Source organism: Nocardioides sp. B-3 (assembly GCF_024703895.1).
Classification (GTDB): domain Bacteria; phylum Actinomycetota; class Actinomycetes; order Propionibacteriales; family Nocardioidaceae; genus Nocardioides.
In genome coordinates, this window is the sequence record NZ_CP087968.1 from 1,640,080 (window position 1) to 1,659,955 (window position 19,876).

At 71.0% G+C, this 19,876-nt stretch carries 17 protein-coding genes and 10 pseudogenes; 7 read left to right on the forward strand and 20 right to left on the reverse strand.

Translation table 11 applies throughout. The annotated features are described in order from the left end of the window. Positions 1-4: 4 nt before the first annotated feature. The 9 genes and pseudogenes from LP418_RS10835 to LP418_RS10880 form a co-directional block, all read right to left on the reverse strand. Positions 5-898, reverse strand: a complete 894-nt coding sequence (locus LP418_RS10835; protein ID WP_257956278.1) for a hydroxymethylglutaryl-CoA lyase — start codon at positions 896-898, stop codon at positions 5-7. Next, entirely contained in the window at positions 895-1,446 is a 552-nt protein-coding gene (locus LP418_RS10840; protein WP_442940254.1) for a biotin/lipoyl-containing protein, read from the reverse strand. Before LP418_RS10840 ends, LP418_RS10835 begins: the two co-directional genes overlap by 4 nt. Beyond that, complete coding sequence (locus tag LP418_RS10845) at positions 1,328-1,984, reverse strand: hypothetical protein (protein WP_257956280.1); 657 nt, start codon at positions 1,982-1,984, stop codon at positions 1,328-1,330. Before LP418_RS10845 ends, LP418_RS10840 begins: the two co-directional genes overlap by 119 nt. Positions 1,985-2,015: 31 nt before the next feature. Next, positions 2,016-2,692: pseudogene (locus LP418_RS33105) on the reverse strand (ATP-binding protein). Then, positions 2,616-3,872, reverse strand: a pseudogene (locus LP418_RS33110) (carboxyl transferase domain-containing protein); the annotation flags it as partial. The pseudogenes LP418_RS33105 and LP418_RS33110, both read right to left, overlap by 77 nt. Next, on the reverse strand, positions 3,754-4,398 hold the full coding sequence (locus LP418_RS33115; RefSeq protein WP_442940255.1) for a carboxyl transferase domain-containing protein: 645 nt from the start codon (positions 4,396-4,398) through the stop codon (positions 3,754-3,756). The pseudogene LP418_RS33110 and the gene LP418_RS33115, both read right to left, overlap by 119 nt. 46 nt (positions 4,399-4,444) lie before the next feature. Continuing rightward, positions 4,445-4,972: a sensor histidine kinase gene (locus LP418_RS10870; RefSeq protein ID WP_336275966.1), complete on the reverse strand. Its 528-nt coding sequence runs from the start codon at positions 4,970-4,972 to the stop codon at positions 4,445-4,447. Further along, positions 4,875-6,023, reverse strand: a complete 1,149-nt coding sequence (locus LP418_RS10875; RefSeq protein ID WP_257956282.1) for a response regulator transcription factor — start codon at positions 6,021-6,023, stop codon at positions 4,875-4,877. Before LP418_RS10875 ends, LP418_RS10870 begins: the two co-directional genes overlap by 98 nt. A 70-nt stretch (positions 6,024-6,093) precedes the next feature. Further along, positions 6,094-6,318: pseudogene (locus tag LP418_RS10880) on the reverse strand (response regulator transcription factor); the annotation flags it as partial. Positions 6,319-6,593: 275 nt separating this feature from the next. Here LP418_RS10880 and LP418_RS33120 point away from each other — a divergent pair. The 4 genes and pseudogenes from LP418_RS33120 to LP418_RS10895 all read left to right on the forward strand — a co-directional run. Further along, positions 6,594-6,734, forward strand: a pseudogene (locus LP418_RS33120) (dihydrodipicolinate reductase); the annotation flags it as partial. 484 nt (positions 6,735-7,218) lie between these two features. Then, positions 7,219-7,665, forward strand: coding sequence for a hypothetical protein (locus LP418_RS33125; RefSeq protein WP_442940256.1), 447 nt, complete (start codon positions 7,219-7,221; stop codon positions 7,663-7,665). Between the two features lie 522 nt (positions 7,666-8,187). After that, positions 8,188-8,766 carry an SACE_7040 family transcriptional regulator gene (locus LP418_RS10890; RefSeq protein ID WP_257956284.1) on the forward strand — a complete coding sequence of 193 codons (579 nt, stop codon included), beginning with the start codon at positions 8,188-8,190 and terminating at the stop codon, positions 8,764-8,766. Then, a pseudogene (locus tag LP418_RS10895) lies at positions 8,763-9,282 on the forward strand (ferritin). The gene LP418_RS10890 and the pseudogene LP418_RS10895 overlap by 4 nt, the downstream one beginning before the upstream one ends. A gap of 34 nt (positions 9,283-9,316) precedes the next feature. Here LP418_RS10895 and LP418_RS10900 read toward each other — a convergent pair. The 4 genes and pseudogenes from LP418_RS10900 to LP418_RS10915 all read right to left on the reverse strand — a co-directional run. Continuing rightward, a complete protein-coding gene (locus LP418_RS10900) occupies positions 9,317-9,493 on the reverse strand; it encodes a hypothetical protein (protein ID WP_257956285.1) in 177 nt (58 codons plus the stop codon). Further along, positions 9,447-10,016 carry a hypothetical protein gene (locus tag LP418_RS10905; RefSeq protein ID WP_257956286.1) on the reverse strand — a complete coding sequence of 190 codons (570 nt, stop codon included), beginning with the start codon at positions 10,014-10,016 and terminating at the stop codon, positions 9,447-9,449. The genes LP418_RS10900 and LP418_RS10905 overlap by 47 nt, the downstream gene beginning before the upstream one ends. A gap of 27 nt (positions 10,017-10,043) precedes the next feature. Next, a complete protein-coding gene (locus LP418_RS10910; protein ID WP_257956993.1) occupies positions 10,044-10,454 on the reverse strand; it encodes a helicase-related protein in 411 nt (136 codons plus the stop codon). A gap of 187 nt (positions 10,455-10,641) precedes the next feature. Next, a pseudogene (locus LP418_RS10915) lies at positions 10,642-11,466 on the reverse strand (DEAD/DEAH box helicase); the annotation flags it as partial. Positions 11,467-11,500: 34 nt separating this feature from the next. Between LP418_RS10915 and LP418_RS10920 the strand changes: the two are divergent. Further along, complete coding sequence (locus tag LP418_RS10920) at positions 11,501-11,689, forward strand: hypothetical protein (protein WP_257957324.1); 189 nt, start codon at positions 11,501-11,503, stop codon at positions 11,687-11,689. On the opposite strand, the pseudogene LP418_RS10925 reads toward LP418_RS10920, so the two are convergent. Further along, positions 11,597-11,962 (reverse strand): annotated as a pseudogene (locus LP418_RS10925) (SNF2 helicase-associated domain-containing protein); the annotation flags it as partial. The gene LP418_RS10920 and the pseudogene LP418_RS10925 overlap by 93 nt on opposite strands. Continuing rightward, the gene (locus LP418_RS10930) at positions 11,920-12,717 is read right to left on the reverse strand and encodes a hypothetical protein (RefSeq protein ID WP_257956287.1); all 798 of its coding nucleotides are present in this window, start codon (positions 12,715-12,717) and stop codon (positions 11,920-11,922) included. The pseudogene LP418_RS10925 and the gene LP418_RS10930, both read right to left, overlap by 43 nt. 104 nt (positions 12,718-12,821) lie before the next feature. On the opposite strand from LP418_RS10930, the gene LP418_RS10935 reads away from it, so the two are divergent. Beyond that, complete coding sequence (locus LP418_RS10935) at positions 12,822-13,310, forward strand: glutathione peroxidase (protein WP_257956288.1); 489 nt, start codon at positions 12,822-12,824, stop codon at positions 13,308-13,310. Between the two features lie 230 nt (positions 13,311-13,540). After that, positions 13,541-14,903: pseudogene (locus LP418_RS10940) on the forward strand (DHA2 family efflux MFS transporter permease subunit). 358 nt (positions 14,904-15,261) lie between these two features. Here the strand turns inward: LP418_RS10940 and LP418_RS10945 are convergent. The 5 genes and pseudogenes from LP418_RS10945 to LP418_RS10960 form a co-directional block, all read right to left on the reverse strand. After that, positions 15,262-17,385: pseudogene (locus tag LP418_RS10945) on the reverse strand (RecQ family ATP-dependent DNA helicase). A 62-nt stretch (positions 17,386-17,447) separates the two neighbouring features. Further along, positions 17,448-17,636: a universal stress protein gene (locus LP418_RS10950; RefSeq protein ID WP_336276058.1), complete on the reverse strand. Its 189-nt coding sequence runs from the start codon at positions 17,634-17,636 to the stop codon at positions 17,448-17,450. A gap of 121 nt (positions 17,637-17,757) precedes the next feature. Beyond that, positions 17,758-17,907, reverse strand: a pseudogene (locus tag LP418_RS33130) (universal stress protein); the annotation flags it as partial. A gap of 10 nt (positions 17,908-17,917) precedes the next feature. After that, a complete protein-coding gene (locus LP418_RS10955) occupies positions 17,918-18,406 on the reverse strand; it encodes a 2-phosphosulfolactate phosphatase (RefSeq protein ID WP_257956289.1) in 489 nt (162 codons plus the stop codon). Positions 18,407-18,815: 409 nt separating this feature from the next. After that, positions 18,816-19,775 (reverse strand): hypothetical protein, encoded by a 960-nt coding sequence (locus tag LP418_RS10960; RefSeq protein WP_257956290.1) that lies wholly within the window; start codon positions 19,773-19,775, stop codon positions 18,816-18,818. Between the last annotated feature and the right edge of the window lie 101 nt (positions 19,776-19,876).

Sequence of the window (19,876 nt, forward strand, 5' to 3'; positions counted from 1 at the left end):
CCGATCAACCAGCGGCGAGCGCGCGCACCACGGCACTGGGACTGGGGCGCCCGAGGTGCCCGGCCATCCACACGCTGGTCTCCACAACGGCATCGAGATCGACGCCGTGCTCGATGCCGAGACCGTTCAGCATCCACACGAGGTCCTCGGTGGCGAGGTTGCCGGTGGCGCTCTTGGCGTAGGGGCAGCCGCCGAGGCCGCCCGCGCTCGCGTCGTACGTCGAGATGCCCTCCTGCAACGCCGAGTAGGTGTTCGCCGGGGCCCGGCCGTAGGTGTCGTGGAAGTGCATGGCGAGGTCGTCGATCTCCATGCCCGCCTGACAGAACGCCGCGATCAGGTCCTTGACGTGTCCGGCGGTGCCGACACCGATCGTGTCGCCGAGGGAGAGCTGGCTGGCGCCGAGGTCGAACAGCCGCTTGCCGACGCTCACGACCTCGGTCGATGGGGACCGCGCCCTCCCACGGGTCGCCGAAGCACATGGAGACGTAGGCGCGGACGTCGAGCCCGGCCGCCCGCGCGCGACGGTCGGCTCGAACATCGCGAACTGCTCGTCGAGGGAGCGGTTGAGGTTCTTCTGGGCGAACGTCTCCGTGGCGCTGCCGAAGATCGCGATGTGCTTGAGGCCGAGCTCGAGCGCGCGGTCGAGGCCGCGCTCGTTGGGGACGAGGACGGGCATGTCCTTCCCGGCATCACCGAGTGCGGTCATCACGTCGGCGGCGTCGGCGAGCTGCGGGACCCACTTCGGGTGCACGAAGCTGGTCGCCTCGACGATCGGGAGCCCGGCCGCGACGAGGCGCCCGATGAACTCGATCTTCACGTCGGTGGAGATGACGCCCTTCTCGTTCTGCAATCCGTCGCGGGCGCCGACCTCGTAGATCGTGACCTTCTTCGGGATCATGCGGACTCCTCCACCACGATGAGCGTTGCGCCGAGCGCGACCTGCTGGCCGGCCACGACGTTGACCTCGGTGACGGTCCCGGCGAAGGGCGCCTTGAGTGCGAGCTCCATCTTCATCGCCTCCATGGCTCCCAGCGTCTCACCCTCGACAACCTGCTGGCCGACGGTGACGAGGACGTCGAGGACGGTCCCGGGCATGGGCGCGACGAGGGTGCCGTCGCCGACCGCGGGACCGTGGTCGCCGAAGGCGTCGGGTCGTTCGAAGACGAACCGCTGCCCGTGCCACGACACCTCGACGGTGTGCGCCTGTGCGTTGACGATCGCCATCTCGTCGTGGCCCTCGATGGTGAGTACGGCGACGTGGTCGGCCAGCCTGCGCTCCCGCACCCGCCTGCCGTCGATGGTCTGGTTGGCGACGTCCACCTTCAGCTCATGGACCTCGCCGCCATGCTCGAGCGCGACCAGCGTCGGGGCCTTCGGACCGGCCGATCGCCAGCCGTCCGGGGCAAAGGGGCCGCCCGGATCGGCCGCGAAGCGCGGGCTGTTCAGGGCGGCATCGACCCACGCGGCCAGCTTCAGGGGGATCTCGGCGCTCGGGGGTGGGACCTCGGCGCTGTCGAGCCGGGCCGTGTCGATCGTCGTGTCGCTGGAACTCGTCGCTCGCGGCCAACGCCCGGACGAAGCCGAGGTTGGTGGTCAGCCCGAGGACGGCGGAGCTGTCGAGCGCGGCCACGAGGTTGGCGCGGGCAGCCTCGCGGTCCTCGCCCCACGCGATCACCTTGCCGAGCATCGGGTCGAAGCTGGTGCTGACGACCCGGCCGGACTCGAGCGCGTGGTCGACTCTCGCCGAGGAGGGCCAACGCACCAGGTCGGCGCGACCCGCCTGCGGCAGGAACCCGCCGAAGGAGTCCTCGGCGTAGACCCGCGCCTCGATGGCGTGGCCCTCGAGCGTGACGTCGCCCCGGTCGAAGCCGAGCTGCCCACCGTCGGCGATCCGGAGCTGCAGCTCGACCAGGTCGATGCGCTCACCGCGGACCCGCACGACCTCCTCGGTCACCGGGTGCTCGACCCGGAGGCGGGTGTTCATCTCGAGAAAGTAGATGCCCTCGCCGGAGGCCTCATCGATGTCGCTGTCCGGGGAGGAACTCGACGGTGCCGGCGTTGGTGTAGCCGACCTCCGTCGCCGGGGCGACCGCGCTGCTGGTGACGAGCTCGCGCTGCGCCTCGGTGATCGTGGGAGCGGGCGCCTCCTCCAGCACCTTCTGGTGCCGGCGCTGCGTCGAGCAGTCACGCTCGAAGAGGTGCACCGCGTTCCCGTGCGCATCGGCGAAGACTCGGACCTCGATGTGGCGGCCGTGCTCGACGTACTTCTCGATCAGGATCGTGTCGTCGCCGAACGCCGTGAGCGCCTCGCGCTTCGCGGCGGCCAGCGCTGCGGCGTACTCCCCCGGCTCCGGACGATCCGCATGCCCTTGCCACCGCCGCCGGCGGCGGCCTTCACGAGGACGGGATAGTTGTACGTCGATGAGTCGGCGTCGACCGAATAGGACGACACCACGGGCACCCCGGCCGCGATGGCGATCTCGCGAGCGGCGTCCTTCTTGCCCATCTTGTCCATCACGTCGGCGCTCGGGCCGACCAGCACCGAGGCCGTCCGTGCCCTCGATGGCGCGGGCGAAGGTGGAGCGCTCGGAGAGGAAGCCGTAACCCGGGTGGATGGCGTCGGCGCCGATCTCGACCGCGGCGGCGACGATGGCGTCGATGTCGAGGTAGCTCGGCACCTCGATCGCATCATCGGCCGTGAGCACGTGCGGGGCTCGGCGATCGGCGGCGGTGTGGATCGCGACCGTGCGGACGCCGAGGGCGGTGGCGGTGCGCATGATGCGGAGCGCGATCTCGCCGCGGTTGGCGATGAGCAGCTTGTCCATGCCCATCACATCCGGAAGATGCCGTAGTTGGGAGCCGGGACCGGCACGCGCGGCGACCGCCAGTCCCATGCCGAGCACGCGGCGGGTGTCGGCGGGGTCGATGACACCGTCGTCCCAGAGGCGGGCGGTGGAGTAGTAGGGCGAGCCCTGCGTCTCGTACTGCTCGCGGATCGGCGCCTTGAACGCCTCGACCTGCTCCTCGGTCTCGAGGTCGGTGCGGACGGTGGCGAGCACGCCGGCCGCCTGCTCCCCGCCCATCACCGAGATGCGCGCGTTGGGCCACATCCACAGGAAGCGCGGATCGTAGGCGCGCCCGCACATGCCGTAGTTGCCGGCACCGAACGAGCCGCCGATGACGACGGTGAACTTGGGGACCACGCTGCACGCGACGGCCGTGACGAGCTTGGCGCCGTCGCGGGCGATGCCGCGGTTCTCGTATTCGCGGCCGACCATGAAGCCGGTGATGTTCTGCAGGAACACCAGCGGGATGCCGCGCTGGTTGCACAGCTCGATGAAGTGCGCTCCCTTGAGCGCCGACTCGCTGAAGAGGATGCCGTTGTTGGCGATGATCCCGACGTCGTAGCCGTGGATCTTCGCGAAGCAGGTGACCAGCGTCTCGCCGTACAGCTTCTTGAACTCGTGCATCCGGCTGCCGTCGACGATGCGACGGATGACCTCGCGGACGTCGTACGGCGTGCGCGTGTCCGTCGGCACGACGTCGTAGAGCGATTCCGGGGGCTCGTGCGGCTCCTCGACCTCGGCTTCGACCGCTGGTTGAGCAGGGCGCCCAGCGCCCGTGTCGAAACCAAGGTTGCGAGGCAGCGTCGCGACGATACTGCGCACGATCCGCAGTGCGTGCGCGTCGTCGTCGGCGAGGTGGTCGACGACGCCGGAGGTGCGGGCGTGCACGTCGCCGCCGCCGAGGTCCTCAGCCGTCACGACCTCCCCGGTCGCGGCCTTCACCAGCGGCGGCCCGCCCGGGAAGATCGTGCCCCGGTTCTTCACGATCACGGACTCGTCGCTCATCGCCGGGACGTAGGCGCCACCGGCGGTGCACGAGCCCATGACGCTGGCGATCTGCGGGATGCCGCGACCGCTCAGGTTGGCCTTGGTTGTAGAAGATCCGGCCGAAGTGCTCGCGGTCGGGGAAGACCTCGTCCTGCATCGGCAGGAACGCGCCGCCGGAGTCTACGAGGTAGATGCACGGCAGGTGGTTGTCGCTGGCGATCGTCTGCGCGCGCAGGTGCTTCTTGACCGTCATCGGGTAGTAGGTGCCGCCCTTGACGGTCGCGTCGTTGGCGACGATCACCACCTCGCGGCCCTCGACCCGGCCGATCCCGGTGACGACGCCGGCAGCGGGGACTGCATTGAGCTGGCCCGCGTCGGCGCCGTACATCCCCGTCGCGGCCAGCGGGCTCAGCTCGAGGAAGGGGCTGCCCGGGTCGAGCAGCCGGTCCACGCGGTCGCGCACCGGGAGCTTGCCGCGGTCGGTGTGCTTGGTCCGCGCGCTCTCGGAGCCGCCGAGGCGAACCAACGCCGGGCGCTCGCGCAGGTCGTCGACGAGGTCACGCATGCTCGGAGCGCCTTGGGTGGTGGTCACGTCCGCAGGTTAGCGATCGTTAACCTACGGCGTCCAGTGGGAAGGTCCCGGTCAGGCTGGTCCCGCGCCCCGGAGCCGTGTCGAGGACGATCGTCCCGCCCGCCGCGGCCGCTCGCGCCTCCATGCCGAGCAGCCCGCCGGTCGACACGGACCCGGGGTCGAAACCGCGGCCGTTGTCACTCACCGTGAAGACGAGCCGCGGCCTCCCCTTCACCGTGATGTGAACGTCGCTGGCGCCGGAGTGCTTGGCCGCGTTGGTCAGCGCCTCCATGATGCAGAAGTAGGCGGCGACCTCGATCTGCTGCGCCGGCCGGGGGAAGGAGTCGGCGTCGAGCGTGACTGGCACGACCGAGCGGCGGGCGGCGGACTGGATGGCTGCCACCGGGCCGCGCTCTGTCAGCAGGGGTGGGTAGACCCCGCGAGCCAGCTCCCGCAGCTCGGCGAGCACGTCAAGGTTGTCGTGGGACAGCTGCTTCAGCAGCGCCTCGGCCGACTCCGTGCGCCCCGCCGACATCTCCTTGCGGGCGCGCTCCATGGTCACGCTCATCGCCAGCAACCGCTGCTGTGCACCGTCGTGCAGGTCGCGCTCGAGGCTGCGCCCGGCCGCGTCGGCGACCTCGACCACGCGTGCGCGACTGACGCAGCTGGTCCGACTGGTCCCGGAGGCGGCGGTAGGCGTTGCGCACCGGAAGATCACGATGAGGTAGGTGGCGGGCAGCGCAGACCCGATGACGACCGCGTTGACCACCCAGTTCTCGTTGACGTTGGCGACCCGCCGCCACTCCGACAGCGCGGCCAGCGACGCACTGCCGACGATCGCGTTGACCATCAGGACGGCCAGCCAGCCGCGCGAGACGTAGGGGAAGCCCACCGGGAGCGGGATCAGCATCAGGATCGTCGTCAGCGCGACCGGGTTGGGCGTGCTCCAGGTGCCCGACGACGGCGAACGCCGTCGCCGAGAGGGCCAGCGCGAGGACGCAGGCCACGTCGCCGTACCGGCGCGTCATCGGCAAGGAGGCGAGCAGGAGGGCCTCCGCCACCGCCATGGCCACCGGGTCGATGAGCACGGCGGTGTGGCGGAAACCGAGCGCGTAGGCGGTCCCCGGGACGACGAAGGACATGGTCAACGCGATGTAGTTGAGCCGCATCAGCCGGGCGAGATCGGGGTCTGCCCCCGACCACCGCGGGACGAGTCGCGTCATCCCCGCTGCCTGACGCCGCCGACGCCGGCCTCGCTCAGGAAGACCGGGGGTGGCGGCGACGCGCCGGTGGACGGGCGCGTCGGCAGGCAGATCGAGCTTGCTGAGGATCGAGTTGATGTGCTTCTCCACCGCGCGGTCGGTCACCACGAGCTCGGCCGCGATGGCCGCGTTGGTCATCCCGCGGGCCACCATGGCGAGCACCTCCAGCTCGCGCGGTGTCAGCCGGTCGAGCACGGAGTGGGGGCGGCGCGTGCTGGTCGCGACCGGGGCGTCGACGACGAGCTGGTCGATGACCGAACCTCCGGCAGCCACGATGCGCAGGGCAGAGACGAGCTCGTCGACATCGGCCACCCGCTCCTTGAGGAGGTAGCCCCGGCCGTCGCTGCCGTCGCGCACCGGGTCCGGGGGCGTATTCGACGTCGGAGTACTGCGTCAGCGCCACCACCCCGATCTCGGGATGCGTCCTGCGCAGCTGAGTGGCCGCCCTGATCCCCTCGTCGGTGAAGTCGGGCGGCATCCGGATGTCGGTCAGGACGAGGTCGGGCGCATGCGCGTCGACCGCCGCGAGGAGCTCGGGCAGGCTCGTCGCCGTGGCCACGACGTCGATGTCGTCATAGGCCTCGAGCAGCGCGAGGACGCCCGCTCGGAGCAGATCGCCATCTTCGGCCAGCACGAGACGGATTGACTGCACGGGCGCAGCCTAATCACGGAGCCGGGCTCCGGTCGGTAGAGCAAGCACCACTGTTCGGGCAGCGTTTTCCAAGTGTGGTGCTGGCACCACTGACCGAGGGCGGGCGGTTGGCCCAGACTTCCGACAGACGTGCGGATGCGTCATTGGGGAAAATGCGGTGGGCCGCGCCGGGGGTCCGGCCCACCGCCATCAAGGCGAAGTCCTGTTCGAGCATCGCGCTCCTTCGCCCGGCGGTATAACGTGTTCTAGTTTCCGTCGCACCCGAGGAGCGCGCCATGATCTCCACCGTCGTCTGGGGCATCGGCAATGTCGGCCGCGCCGCGATCCGCGCCGTACACGCTCATCCAGGTCTCGAGCTCACCGCCGTGGTGGTGCGCGACCCGGAGAAGGTCGGCCGCGATGCCGGCGACGTCGCCCAGCTCGGGTCCCCGATCGGACTGGCCGCGACCGACGACCTCGACGCCGTCCTCGCGACCCGGCCCCGGGCGGTCTTCTACGCCGTGACCGGCGACGGGCGCGACCGGGAGGCCTCCGCCGAGCTGCTGCCCCTGCTCTCCGCCGGCTGCGCGGTGGTCACCACCTCGCTCTACGCCCTCTACGACCCGCGCAACGCGCCGGCCGAGCTGCTCGAGCCGCTCAACACCGCGATCTCCGAGGGCGGCGGCCGGCTGTTCGTCAACGGTGTCGACCCGGGTTGGGGCAACGACATCCTGCCGGCGCTGGTCACGGGAGTCGCGACAGCCATCGACGTGGTCCGCTGCCGGGAGATCTTCGACTACTCGACGTACGACGCCGAGGACTCGGTGCGCTACCTCGTCGGCATGGGGCAGCCGATGGACTACGAGCCGATCATGACTGCGGCCACGATCCCCACGATGATCTGGGGCGGCCGAGGTCCGGATGCTCGCCCGCGCCCTCGGCGTCGAGCTCGACGAGATCCGCGAGACGCTCGACCGCCGCGCGCTCGACGAGACCGTCACCACGAAGGCGATGGGCGACTTCGAGGGCGGCACCCGGGGCGCGGTGCGCTTCGAGGTCCGGGGGATCGTCGCCGGCGAGCCGCGGATCGTGATCGAGCACGTCACCCGCATCCACCCGAGCGCCGCCCCCGACTGGCCACAGGCGCCCAACGGCATCGGCGGGCACCGCGTCGTGATCGAGGGTCGGCCGCGCATCGAGCTGACGATGGAGGCCACCGACGAGGACGGCAACGCCTCGGCCGGTGGCAACGCCACCGCGGTCGGGCGTCTCGTCAACGCGCTCGACTGGCTGGTCGCAGCCGAGCCCGGCGTCTACGACGCCTTCGACGTCCCGTTGCGGCCCGCGACCGGACGCTTGGGAGCCTGACGTGCTGCGCATCGACCTGCCCGAGGACAAGGACCCGATCGGCTTCGTCTGGGGCGAGATGGTGCCCGAGATCGGTGCGGCCGCGTCCGGCTTCTCGCTCGCCGTCTACGCCCACACGACGCTCGGCCTGCGCGAGTTCGAGGCGGCCCGGCTCCGGATGGCGCAGGTCAACGGTTGTGTCTTCTGCCTCGACTGGCGCACGGACCGCGACGGCGAGACCGTCGAGGACTCCTTCGCCGACGCGGTCACCGAGTGGCGGACCACCGACGCGTTCGACGAGCGCACCCGGTTGGCGGCCGAGTATGCCGGAGCGCTACGCGCTGGCCCACCACGGTCTCGACGACGATTTCTGGGAGCGGATGCATGCGGCGTACGGCGATGCCGAGATCGTCGAGCTGAGCATGTGCCCGGGCTCGTGGCTCGCCTTCGGCCGGCTCAACCACGTCCCGGGCATCGACGGCGTGTGCGTGCTGCCGTCGACGCTGCAGCGGAAGCCGAGTTAACGAGCGCTAACCTCTGGGCATGACCAGCCGGCGCGAGCAGATCCTCGACATCGCCGCCGACCTGTTCGCGCACCGCGGCTTCCACGGCGTCTCGGTCGCCGAGCTCGGGGCGGCGTGCGGCATCTCCGGGCCCGCGCTCTACAAGCACTTCCCGAGCAAGGATGCGGTGCTCGCCGAGATGCTGGTGTCCATCAGCGAACGGTTGCTCGCGGAAGGGACGTCGCGCGTGCAGGCCGCGTCGGACGCGCGATCGGCCGTCGAGGCGCTGGTCGAGTGGCACATCGAGTTCGCGCTCATGCACCGCGCGCTCATCGTCGTCCAGGACCGCGACTGGTCGTCGCTGCCGGAGACGGCACGCGAGCGGGTGCGCAGCCTGCAGCGTGAGTACGTCGACGTGTGGGCCGACCAGCTCCGGCGGGTGCACCGCGGGCTGCGCACGGATCGTGCCCGGGCGATGGCGCACGCCGCCTTCGGGTTGCTCAACTCGACACCGCACAGCGGCTTGATCCCGGACAGCCAGATGCACGATCTGCTGCGGGGGATGGCGCTCGGTGCGCTACTGCCACCCGACCGCGACCCGATAGGCTCGAAGGCATGAAGCTCAGCGAGAAACTCGAGAAGGCGTTCAACGCTCAGATCACCCCCGGAGTTCCGGGCCTCCTTGACCTATCGCCAGCTCGCCATCGAGCTCGAGCTGATGGACCTGCCCGGCATGGCCACGTGGCTGCGGCACCGGGCGGACGAGGAGATCGTGCACGCCAACAAGTTCATCGACCACGTCGCCGCTCGTGACAACCACCCGGTCATCGGCGCCACCACGGCCCCCAAGGTCAAGGTGTCGTCGGTGCTCGACGCCTTCCGGGCCGCGCTGGCGCACGAGGAGAGAGTCTCGGAGTCGATCCGCGAGCTCTACCGCACCGCCGAGTCCGAGGGCGACCTCGACTCCCGCCCGCTGCTCAACTGGTTCCTCGAGGAGCAGGTCGAGGAAGAGGCCGCCGTCAAGGAGATCGTCGGGCGCGTGACCATGATCAAGGACGACGGCCCCGGCCTGCTGCGCCTCGACGAGGAGCTCGGCGCACGCCCGGTCGCGACCACGGAGCCGAAGAGGGGCTGAAGCAGCCGGCGGTCGAGGGGGCGCGCAGCGCCCGTCACGAGCCCCCGTCGCCCAGCAGCAGGGCCGGGTCCCGCGCCGCGCGCAGGGCGGCCTCCTCGGCGATCGCGAGGTCGTCGACACCGCCCTCACCACCGTCGTCGACCCGGCCGTCACTGTCGCTCCGATCACGACCGGCGCCGGCGAGGTTGAGTGCGTGCAGCCGCGCCAGCACCTCGTCTCGCGGCAGCCCGCGCAGCTGGAAGAGCACGAACGGATCGCGCTGGATCAGCCACCCGAGCTGGGTGAGGGCGGCCAGCGCGTGCGGGCAGGGATCCAGCCAGGGCGTCGCACGTGCAGGCCGAGCCCAGCTCACCGCCGTAGGGCAGGAGCTCGACCCCGGCCTCCTCGACCGCCTCGACGAACGGGTGCGGGAGCTCGCCCGACATCAGGGCGCCGATGCGCCCCGCCTCCGCGGCGATGAGCTCGACCAGGACGGACTGGTCGGCCTCCGCGAGCACCGGCACGCTCCCGGTGACCGTGAAGGCGTCGTCCCGGTCGAACACGGCGGCCACGAAGGAGCCACTCTCGATGGTGATCGCACCGACGTCGCCACCACGCGCGTGCGCGCGACCACGCTTGAGCTCGGCGGAGGAGAACGCGGCCTCCTCGACCGCGCGCAGGAAGGCCTTGCTCCACCACGTGCCGCCGGTCCGGGCGCGACCGGGCGCGAACCGCGGGTGCGTGACGCCGGACATCACTCGGCCTGCCGCAGCGTGACGAGGTCACGCAGGTCGTCGTTGCTGAGCTCGGTCAGCGCCGTCTCGCCGGCTGACAGCACGGAGTCGGCCAGCGACTTCTTGCGTGCCAGCAGCTCGGCGATCTTCTCCTCGATCGTGCCCCCGGGTGATGAAGCGGTGCACCTGCACCGGCTTGGTCTGGCCGATCCGATAGGCCCGGTCGGTGGCCCGGTCCTCGACGGCGGGGTTCCACCAGCGGTCGACGTGGATCACGTGGTCGGCACGGGTCAGGTTGAGCCCGGTGCCACCGGCCTTGAGCGACAGCAGGAACACCGGGGTCGCGCCCTCCCGGGAAGCGCGGACCATGCGTTCGCGCTCGGCGACCGGCGTGCCGCCGTGCAGGAACTGGTGTGCGATCCCGGCCTTGGTGAGGTGCTGCTCGAGCAGGCGCGCCATGGCGACGTACTGCGTGAAGAGGGAGCACCGCACCGTCCTCGGCGAGCACGGTGCCGATCAGCTCGTCGAGCAGCTCGAGCTTCTCCGAGCGTCCGCCCAGCTTGGGGTTGGTCTGCTTCAGGAACTGCGCGGGGTGGTTGCAGATCTGCTTGAGACCGGTCAGCAGCTTGAGCACCAACCCACGGCGCGTCTCCTCGTCCGCCTCCTCGATGCGGCGCATGCAGTCGCGGACATAGGTCTCGTAGAGCACGACCTGCTCAGGGGTCAGCCCGAGCCAGTGGTCGGTCTCGGTCTTGGGCGGCAGCTCGGGTGCGATGCCGGGGTCGGACTTGCGCCGGCGCAGCAGGAACGGGCCGATCAGGTCGGCGAACCGCCGCGTGACCGCCGGGTCCACGCCGGCCTCGATCGGCGCCGCCCACACCTTGCGGAAGGCGTTGCGACTGCCGAGCAGTCCGGGGATCGCCCAGTCGAGGATGGCCCACAGCTCGGTCAGGTTGTTCTCCACGGGCGTGCCGGTGAGCGCGACCCGGGCCGCGCTCGGGATCGTCCGCAGCGCACGCGACGTCGACGACTGGGCGTTCTTCACGTGCTGCGCCTCGTCGGCGACCACCGTGTCCCACCGGACCTCGGCCAGCGCGGCTGCGTCGCGGCGCATCGTGCCGTACGTCGTGAGCACGAAGCCCTCCGTGACGCCGAACAGCGACCGCGCCGACCCGTGGAAGCGACGGACGGCGACGCCCGGCGCGAACTTGCGGATCTCCGCCTCCCAGTTGCCGAGGAGCGACGCCGGACAGACCACCAGCGTCGGCCCGTTGCCACGGTGCAGGTGCAGCGCGATCACCTGCACGGTCTTGCCCAGCCCCATGTCGTCGGCCGGGCACGCGCCCAGCCCGAGGTCGGTGAGCTCGGCCAGCCACGTCAGGCCCCGGCGCTGGTAGTCGCGCAGGGTCGCGGCCAGCCCGGGAGGGCACCGGCACGGGTTCCCGAGTGCCGGTGGCCCGGAGCCGGTCACGGACCTTGAGCAGTGAGGCGCCGACGATCGCCTCGTGCTCGACCTCCTCAACCCGGACGACGTTGGTCAGCGTGGCCGCCAGCGCGGCGGCTGGCTGGACCGTGCGGATCATTCGACGCTTGGCGCGCTTGAGCATCGCCGGGTCGACGATGGTCCAGTTGTCGTGGATCTTGATGATCGGCGATGCGGCCCCGGCGAGCTGGTCCATCTCCTCCTCGGATAGCGCATCCCCGTGCAGGGCGAGCTGCCACTGGAACCCGAACAGCGCCTCCGGCCCGAAGAGGCCGGTCTGCAGCGCCTCCTCGCGCTTGGGCCCCTTGCGCGTCTCCGTGAGCTCGACCTTCGCGGTCAGGTCGCGATCGAGGTGGCGCGGCCAGAGCACGTCGACCTCCGCCTCCTTGAGGGCCGCGACACCGGAGTCGAGCAGGCTGACGAGCTCGTCGGTGTCGAGGGTCAGCTCGTCGGGGACCCGCAGCTCGAGGAGGCGCTCGAGCACCGGCCGGGCGTCGGCCGCCGCCCGCAACGCGATGCTGGCATGCGTGCGCGCGCGGTCGCCGAAGCCGTGGCTGGCATCGGGTCCCGACTCGGTCCACAGCACGGCTGCGTCGCACACGTGGGCGGCGTTCTCGGAGGCGTGGACCCGGAGCACGACGCGTACGGCGCCGGCCACCAGCTCCTCCTCGTCGGCCTCGATCCGCAGGGCGATCGAGACGAGCTGAGGTCGGTCGTCGCCCGACCGGGCCCGGGCGCGCGACGCGCTCCCCGGAGGCGGCGGGTGAAGTCGGGGTCGACGGCGGGCTTTCGGGAGGAGGCCTGACCGCTAGCGATCGGCGGCCGCCGGGTCGCGATCGGCGCGGACCGGGGCATCGCGTCGGCGACCGCGTCGAGCACCGCGCGGACGATGCCCTCGGCACTCGCGGCGTCGAGCCCGTCGTGCGCGCGAGCCGCGGCCAGCTGGGTGATCCGGTCCTCGTCGGCGCGCTCGAGGGCGGCGACCTGCCACGACAACCCGCTGGGGTCGGGGCCGAACTTGCCGGCCGCCACCGGGCGCATGCCCAGCAGGGCGGCACCACTGAGCAGGGCCACGCTCGGGTGCAGGTCGTCACGGGCGTGCGCCTTGGTCAGCAGGGGCAGCGCACCCCGGATAGGCAGCGCCACGGTGCGACGCTGGTCGGTGAACTCGACGTGCCCGTCCCGGGGTGGTTCGCCCGCGCGGAAGGTCGCGGGGCCGGTCACCGGAACAAAGCTCACGCACTACCTCCACATCCCCGTGCCCGAGCGGGCACGAAGGAGGCTAACGGGCGGCACCGACAGCGAGTTCCCGCTGCCGGGAACGGGCGGCTAATCTCGCGTCCATGAGCATCCTCGACGCCCCCCCGGCCCGCCTCGACGGCACTCCCGGCACCCTGCGCGACCTCACCGGCGGCCAGCCCGCCCTGCTGGTCAACGTCGCGAGCAAGTGCGGCCTGACGCCGCAGTACTCCACCCTCGAGCAGCTGCAGGCGACGTACGCCGATCGCGGCTTCACCGTCGTCGGGCTCCCGTGCAACCAGTTCGGCGGGCAGGAGCCGGGCAGAGCTGCGGAGATCGCGGAGTTCTGCTCGGCGACCTACGGCGTGAGCTTCCCGATGTCGGAGAAGGTCGAGGTCAACGGCGAGGGTCGGCACGAGATCTATGCCGAGCTCGTCGAGACGGCCAACGAGAAGGGTGAGACCGGTGACGTGCAGTGGAACTTCGAGAAGTTCCTGATCGGCGCCGACGGTGCGGTCGTCGCCCGCTTCAACCCCGGCATCGAGCCCGACGACGCCCAGATCACCGGACAGATCGAGTCCCTGCTCCGCTGACACGCCTTGTTCCCCGGATCCGCGTGATCAAGGGCACCGCAATATTGATTGGGTAGTTGTCCGAATCAATCAATAGCCTTGCCGGGTGACTACAGACATCCGAGGCTCAGCCCGGCCACACCCCGGCCGACAACAGCGACAAGCTCGACAAGAGCGTCTTGATGGTCGCGGGCGTCGTCGTCCTCGGCGCCATCATGTCCATCCTCGACATCACCGTCGTCTCCGTCGCGCTGAACACCTTCCAGGAAGAGTTCAACGCCACCGCGGCCGCCGTCGCGTGGACGATGACCGGCTACACCCCGGCCCTCGCGAGCGTCATCCCGCTCACGGGCTGGGCGGCCGACCGCTTCGGCACGAAGCGGCTCTACCTCCTCGCGGTCTTCCTCTTCACGGCCGGTTCGGTGCTCTGCGCCACGGCCACGTCGCTGGAGATGCTGGTGCTCTTCCGGGTCCTGCAGGGCCTCGGCGGCGGCATGCTGATGCCGCTCGGCATGACGATCCTGACGCGCCGCGGGCCCCGAGCGCATCGGTCGTGTGATGGCCGTCCTCGGCATCCCGATGCTGCTCGGCCCGATCTTCGGCCCGATCATGGGCGGCGCCCTGATCGACGCCGTCTCGTGGCACTGGATCTTCCTGATCAACCTGCCGATCGGCATCGCCGCGGCCGTCTACGCCCGGATCGTGCTGCCGAAGGACGACGTCGAGCCGTCGGAGACCTTCGACTGGCTCGGCATGGTGCTGCTCTCCCCGGGTCTCGCCGCCTTCCTGTACGGCGTCAGCTCGATCCCCGAGCACGGCACCGCGATGGCTCGCGAGGTCATGATCCCGATGGTCCTCGGCATCCTGCTGATCGTCGCGTTCGTCCCGTGGGCGCTGTCCAAGCGCAACCTCCACCCGCTCGTCGAGCTGCGCCTGTTCGCCAACAAGAACATGACCGTCGCAGTGATCGCGATGATGCTCTTCGCGCTCGCCTTCTTCGGTGCGTCGCTGCTGTTCCCGCTCTACTTCATCCAGGTCCGCGGCGAGGACGCCCTCGGCGCCGGCCTGCTGCTGGCCCCGCAGGGCATCGGCGCGATGATCACCATGCCGATCGCCGGGATCCCGGCTGACAAGATCGGCCCCGGCAAGATCGTGCTGGTCGGCATCGCCGTCATCACGGCCGGTATGGCGATGTTCACCCAGATCGGCGCGGACACGTCCTACGCCTACATGCTCGGTGCGCTCTTCATCATGGGCCTCGGCATGGGCGGCACGATGATGCCGATCATGACGGCTGCGCTCACGACGCTCACGGCCCACAACGTGGCTCGTGGCTCGACGCTGCTCAACATCACCCAGCAGGTCGCGGCGTCCATGGGCACCGCGCTCTTCTCGGTGATCCTCACCAACGAGCTCAAGGGCAAGGACTCCGTCGCCGTCGCCGGTGCCGTCAAGGAGGCCGGTGCCGACCAGACCGCGCTGGCGTCGGTGCTCGAGAAGTTCGGGCTCACCAACTCCCAGCTCGGTGACGTGCTGGCCCAGTGCCCGGCGACATGGCCGACTCGTTCGCGACGGTCTTCATCGTCGCCACGATCCTCGTCGCGTGCTGCCTGATCCCGGCGGCGTTCCTTCCTCGCAAGAAGGTTGCCCCGATCGACCCCGCCGCGATGATGGGCCACTGACCGACGCTCGATAGTCACAAACCCGGCAGAACGTCCGACGATGCGGTTGCCCGGGCAGCCACCTCGTCGGACGTCTTGCGTTGGCGCGGTCCCCGCAGGCGCCGACGTCCTGCAGGCGCCGACCCGGTGGCGGCCCCTTGCAGCTTCAGGAGTCACTCGCCCGCGATGTGCCGCCACCCTGAGCTCCGACTCGAAGGTGGCGGCACCTGACGACTGTGGACGCGAATCGGTGCGATGTGCCGCCACCACGGCAGGCGATCGCGGGTGCTGGTCCGCACCCGCGCGGTGGCTCAGGTCTGGGTGCCGAGCGCGAGAGGCAGTACGGCGGTCGCGCCGGCCTGTCGGAGCGCGGCACCGGCGACCGTCATCGTCCAGCCGCTGACGACGAGGTCGTCGACGAGCAGGACCGGGCCGGCGGGGACGTCGGCCGCCAAGGCGTAGCGCTTCTTGATCGCGGCGACCCGCTGCGCCGAGTTGGCCGCACCCCGGCCGGGAGCGATCGACCCGTCCACGATCGCGAACCTGCCGACGATCGGGATCTGCATCACCCGCGACAGTCCCGTGGCGAGGTCGCCCACGAGCTGCGGGCGGGTCGCCGACTCGATGCCGACGATGGCGACGGGCCGCCCCACACCATCGCGGGACCAGTCACCGGACCAGTCCTTCATCACCGTCAGCAGCGCGGCCGCCAAAGACGGCGGCACCGGACCGTCGGGCACGCCGGCCCGGAAGAGCGCCCGCAACGCTTGTCCGTGGCCCAAGTCGGTCAGTCGCGCGATGGCGCGCCCCTCGGCAGGGCCCTCGGAGATCTTGCCCTTGAGCTCGAGGCCCAGGTTGGCCAGCGCGGTCGGCCAGAGCTTGCGCGGGCTCGATCGCGACCCCCGGTCGCGACAGTGCCTCGCCCGCCTCCGCGACGGCGGCGTCGGAGACCGCGGCCGAGAGGGTGAGTCCGCCGCAGTTGTCGCACCGGCCACAGTCGGCCGCCTCGGGGTCGTCGAGCTGTGATCGCAGGAAGCGCATCCGGCACTCGGTGGTGTCGAGGTAGGTCAGCATCGCGTCCTGCTCGCGTTGCCGCGCCTCTGCCACCCGGGCGTAGCGCTCGGCGTCGTAGGACCACGGCTCGCCGGTGGCGATCCACCCGCCCCGGACGCGGCGTACGGCGCCGTCGACATCGAGCACCTTGAGCAGGGTCTCGAGCCTGTTGCGGCTCAGCTCGACGTACGTCTCCAGCGCGACCGTGCTCATCGAGCCCGGAGCATCGCCCAGCACGGCCGGGGTCTGCCGCACGAGCTGCTCGGGTGGGAAGGCCAGTGAGGCGAAGTAGGCCCAGATGTCGCGATCCTCGATCTGGGGCAGCAGCACGACGGTCGCGTCATCGGTGCCGCGGCCGGCACGGCCGACCTGTTGGTAGTAGGCCACCGGCGACTGCGGTGCGCCGAGGTTGATGACGAACCCGAGCGCGGCGTCGAACCCCATACCGAGCGCAGAAGTCGCCACGAGGGCCTTGACGCGACCCTCGACCAGTGCGCTCTCGAGCGCCTGCCGCTCGGTGGTGTCGGTCTGCCCGGAATAGGCCGCCACCTCGTGCCCGCGGTCGCGCAGATAGGCCGCGACCTCCCGGGTCGCGGCAACCGTGAGGCAGTAGATGATCCCCGACCCGGGCTGTTCGGAGAGATGGTCGGCCAGCCACGCCAGCCGCATCTCGGCGGTCTTCAGCCTGACCACACCGAGGCGCAGGGACTCGCGGTCGAGAGATCCGCGCAGCACGAGGACGTCGCGGCCCAGCTGCTCGGCGACGTCGTTGGTGACGCGCTCGTTGGCGGTCGCCGTCGTCGCGAGCACCGGGATGCCGTCGGGGAGCGTGTCGAGCAGGGTGCGGATGCGGCGGTAGTCGGGGCGGAAGTCATGGCCCCAGTCGGAGATGCAGTGCGCCTCGTCCACCACGAGCAGGCCGCAGGTCGCCGCCAGCCGCGGCATCACCTCGTCACGGAAGCCGGGGTTGTTGAGCCGCTCGGGAGACACGAGGAGCACGTCGACCTCGCCGGCGTTGATCGCGTCGTTGATCGGCTGCCACTGCTCGATGTTGGTGGAGTTGATCGTGACGGCCCTGATCCCGGCCCGCTCCGCGGCCGCGATCTGGTTGCGCATCAGGGCGAGCAGCGGGGAGACGATCACGGTCGGACCGGCGCCGTGCTTGCGCAGCAGGAGGGTGGCCACGAAGTAGACCGCGGACTTCCCCACCCGGTGCGCTGGACGACGAGCGCCCTGCGAGCGTCGACGGCAAGCGCCTCGATGGCCGACCACTGGTCGTCGCGGAGGACTGCGTCGTCGCGGCCGACCGGGGCGCGCAGGTGTGCCTCGGCCTCCGCGCGGGCGGCCGTCCGGATGTCGGTGGTCGTCCCCGGAGTCGTCATGGGCCCATGTCTAACAGGCGGCGCCGACAGGACCACCTCGCGGGCAACCTGCGCTGAGGACGTCAGTCGCGTTCGACGGGCACCACCACGACCGGGCACGGCGCGTAGCGCACCACCCGGTCGGCGGTGGACCCGGACAACAGGCCCCGGAAGCCACCGGCACCACGCCGGCCGACCACCACGATCTCGGCACCTGCGGCGGCGTCGAGCAGGGCTGCCGACGACTGACCGTGTACGGCGTGCAGCCGCAGGTCGCACGCCGGGGGGCAGGTTCATGTCCGCGATGTCCCGGGTCAGCTGCGCCGGGACGGCGGCCTCGAAGTCCTCCGGTGGCGGGACGTAGCCGGGCTCCATGCTCGCCGGACGAGGTGCGTTGGTCAGGCTCCGGGCCCGCAGCACGTGGAGGGGGACACCGAGCCGAGCAGCGTGCTTCGCCGCCCAGCCGACCGCGCGGGTCGAGGCCGGGGAGCCGTCATGACCCACCGGGATTCCGCCGTCGATCGCGAGCTCGGTGCGCGTCATGACTCCGATCCTAGGCTCGTTGCCCGACAAATGCCTCGCCCTGCAGCACCGGCACCGCGCCACTGACGTCGAGCTGACCGGCGACCTCGACGTCGTCGGCGAAGCCCGCGGCAGCGAGCTCGACTCCCCCGGCACAGGCCGCGAGCTCGCTCGCGATCTCGGGGCGTACGGCGCGGAACGCCCTTTCAGCGACGCGCGCCTCGGGACCGAGGCCGGTCACCCCGCGGTCGACGAGTCCGGCGATCACGGCACCCGCACCCCACAGGTCCTCGACGCAGGGCCGAAGCGTCCCGTCGGGCCACCGCTCCCCGGCGGGGATGACGGCGCACGTCGCGCCGTCCCGGATGGCCGACGACAGGTGCTCGGCCACCGCGGACGCGTTGCGCAGGCTGGCCGCGATCACCCGGGCTCCGGAGTCGGCCGGGGCGGAGGAGATCGTCGAGCCGTTGGGCGAGGGCAGCACGATCCGCGCCACCCCGGACAGGTCGGCGCTCGCCATCGCGGCCGGCGACAGGCTGATCCCGCGCGCGACCGGCGTCCGGGCTCCGCGCCTCGAAGCGGCCGACCGCCGGGACCGCGGCCCGCGCTTCGGCGTACGACGCGGCGCGCTCGTCCTTCCGGGCGAAGGGCAGGACGGGGATGCCACGCTCCACCGCGATGCCCACCGTCGTGGTGAACGAGAGGACGTCGATCACGACGGCGATGTCGGCGGTCACCGCCGTCGCGCCCGTCGGCCCCCACTCCATGCGGACGGTGTGGGTGGACTGGTCATGTCCCGGCTTGAGCACCGGGCCATCCAAGCAGTCCGCCTCGGAGCTACCGAACAGTCAGGGGGTCCCCAGCGCTGGGGACCCCCTGACTGTTCGGTAGGTCAGGCCGAGAACTCCTCACGCCACAGAGCTTCCGCCTCACGCTCCCGGAGCAGGTGCTCGTTGTCGTCGTCCCCGGGCCTGAGCCGCCAGAGACGGTCCGCAGGTGGCACGAAGAGCGATCGAGCGCGTACGGCGACCAGTCGCTCGACCGGGGGTTGCCGGGTTCAGCGACTGGCTGCCGGTCACCCGGGCCGTCTCCAGCCCGACCCGACGCAAGGCCTCCTCCTTGGTGATGTCCCACGCCCGGCGATCGGCGTTGCGGTGATCCGCACCGTCCACCTCGATCGTGGTGCCCGACTCCTCGTCGATGAGATCGACCTCGCCGATGCGCACACCCTCGAGCGTCTCGACGACGCGGTTGACCAGCAGTCGGCCGTAGCCGGCGTGCTCCTCGGCGATCGTGCGCACCCGCACCTCCAGCGGTGACCGCGCCCCACCGCGTGCACGCGGCAGGGCCCACGCGACGACGTCGAACCTCCGGGCCGAGCGGTGCGCTTCGGCGTACGCCGCAAACCGCTGCAGCGAGGTGATGCGCCCGGCGAGCGCGGACTCCAGCACGACCAGTGCCTCGGATCGGTCATGACGGCGCATCTCGTCGAACACCGCGCGCTCGGGTCGCGCGACCCGGATCGCACAGCGCTGACACACCTCCCACTCCGGCAGCCGCTCGAACGACACGACGATCCCCGAGGTCTTGCGGACACCGCCCCTCGGACCGACTGCAAGTGCGACGGGGAGCCGGGTTCGACCGTCGGGCGCGAGCCCGTCGAGCCGAGCCGCACCGTGGAGCAGGCAGGATGCCCAGCCCGTGACCGCTCCGAAGGGTGGCAGCCGGGCCGCCTCCTCGACGATCCGCTGCTGCGCCACAGCGTTGTCGACCGCAACAGGGACGAAGAGCCCGGAACCCGTACGCCGATATCGCGGACCCCGAGCCACGTCAGGCGTCAGGTCGTCGCCCACGCGCACGGGGTGCACGACACGCGTGTACGGCGCCACGGGATCCCACTTGTGCCCGGGACATGCGGCAAGCCTGCCGCGATCCCGCCGATCGTGCGTCGCGTCATCCACAGGCCCGAAAAGACACCGAGCTACCGAAC

Excerpts from the sequence above, each read along its gene's own strand:
- LP418_RS10835 (WP_257956278.1), bottom strand. The coding sequence starts at position 898 with ATGATCCCGAAGAAGGTCACGATCTACGAGGTCGGCGCCCGCGACGGA.
- LP418_RS10845 (WP_257956280.1), bottom strand. The coding sequence starts at position 1,984 with ATGAACACCCGCCTCCGGGTCGAGCACCCGGTGACCGAGGAGGTCGTG.
- LP418_RS33115 (WP_442940255.1), bottom strand. The coding sequence starts at position 4,398 with ATGCGTGACCTCGTCGACGACCTGCGCGAGCGCCCGGCGTTGGTTCGC.
- LP418_RS10870 (WP_336275966.1), bottom strand. The coding sequence starts at position 4,972 with ATGAGCGTGACCATGGAGCGCGCCCGCAAGGAGATGTCGGCGGGGCGC.
- LP418_RS33125 (WP_442940256.1), top strand. The coding sequence starts at position 7,219 with ATGCTCGCCCGCGCCCTCGGCGTCGAGCTCGACGAGATCCGCGAGACG.
- LP418_RS10890 (WP_257956284.1), top strand. The coding sequence starts at position 8,188 with ATGACCAGCCGGCGCGAGCAGATCCTCGACATCGCCGCCGACCTGTTC.
- LP418_RS10905 (WP_257956286.1), bottom strand. The coding sequence starts at position 10,016 with ATGTCCGGCGTCACGCACCCGCGGTTCGCGCCCGGTCGCGCCCGGACC.
- LP418_RS10910 (WP_257956993.1), bottom strand. The coding sequence starts at position 10,454 with ATGGCGCGCCTGCTCGAGCAGCACCTCACCAAGGCCGGGATCGCACAC.
- LP418_RS10935 (WP_257956288.1), top strand. The coding sequence starts at position 12,822 with ATGAGCATCCTCGACGCCCCCCCGGCCCGCCTCGACGGCACTCCCGGC.
- LP418_RS10955 (WP_257956289.1), bottom strand. The coding sequence starts at position 18,406 with ATGGCGAGCGCCGACCTGTCCGGGGTGGCGCGGATCGTGCTGCCCTCG.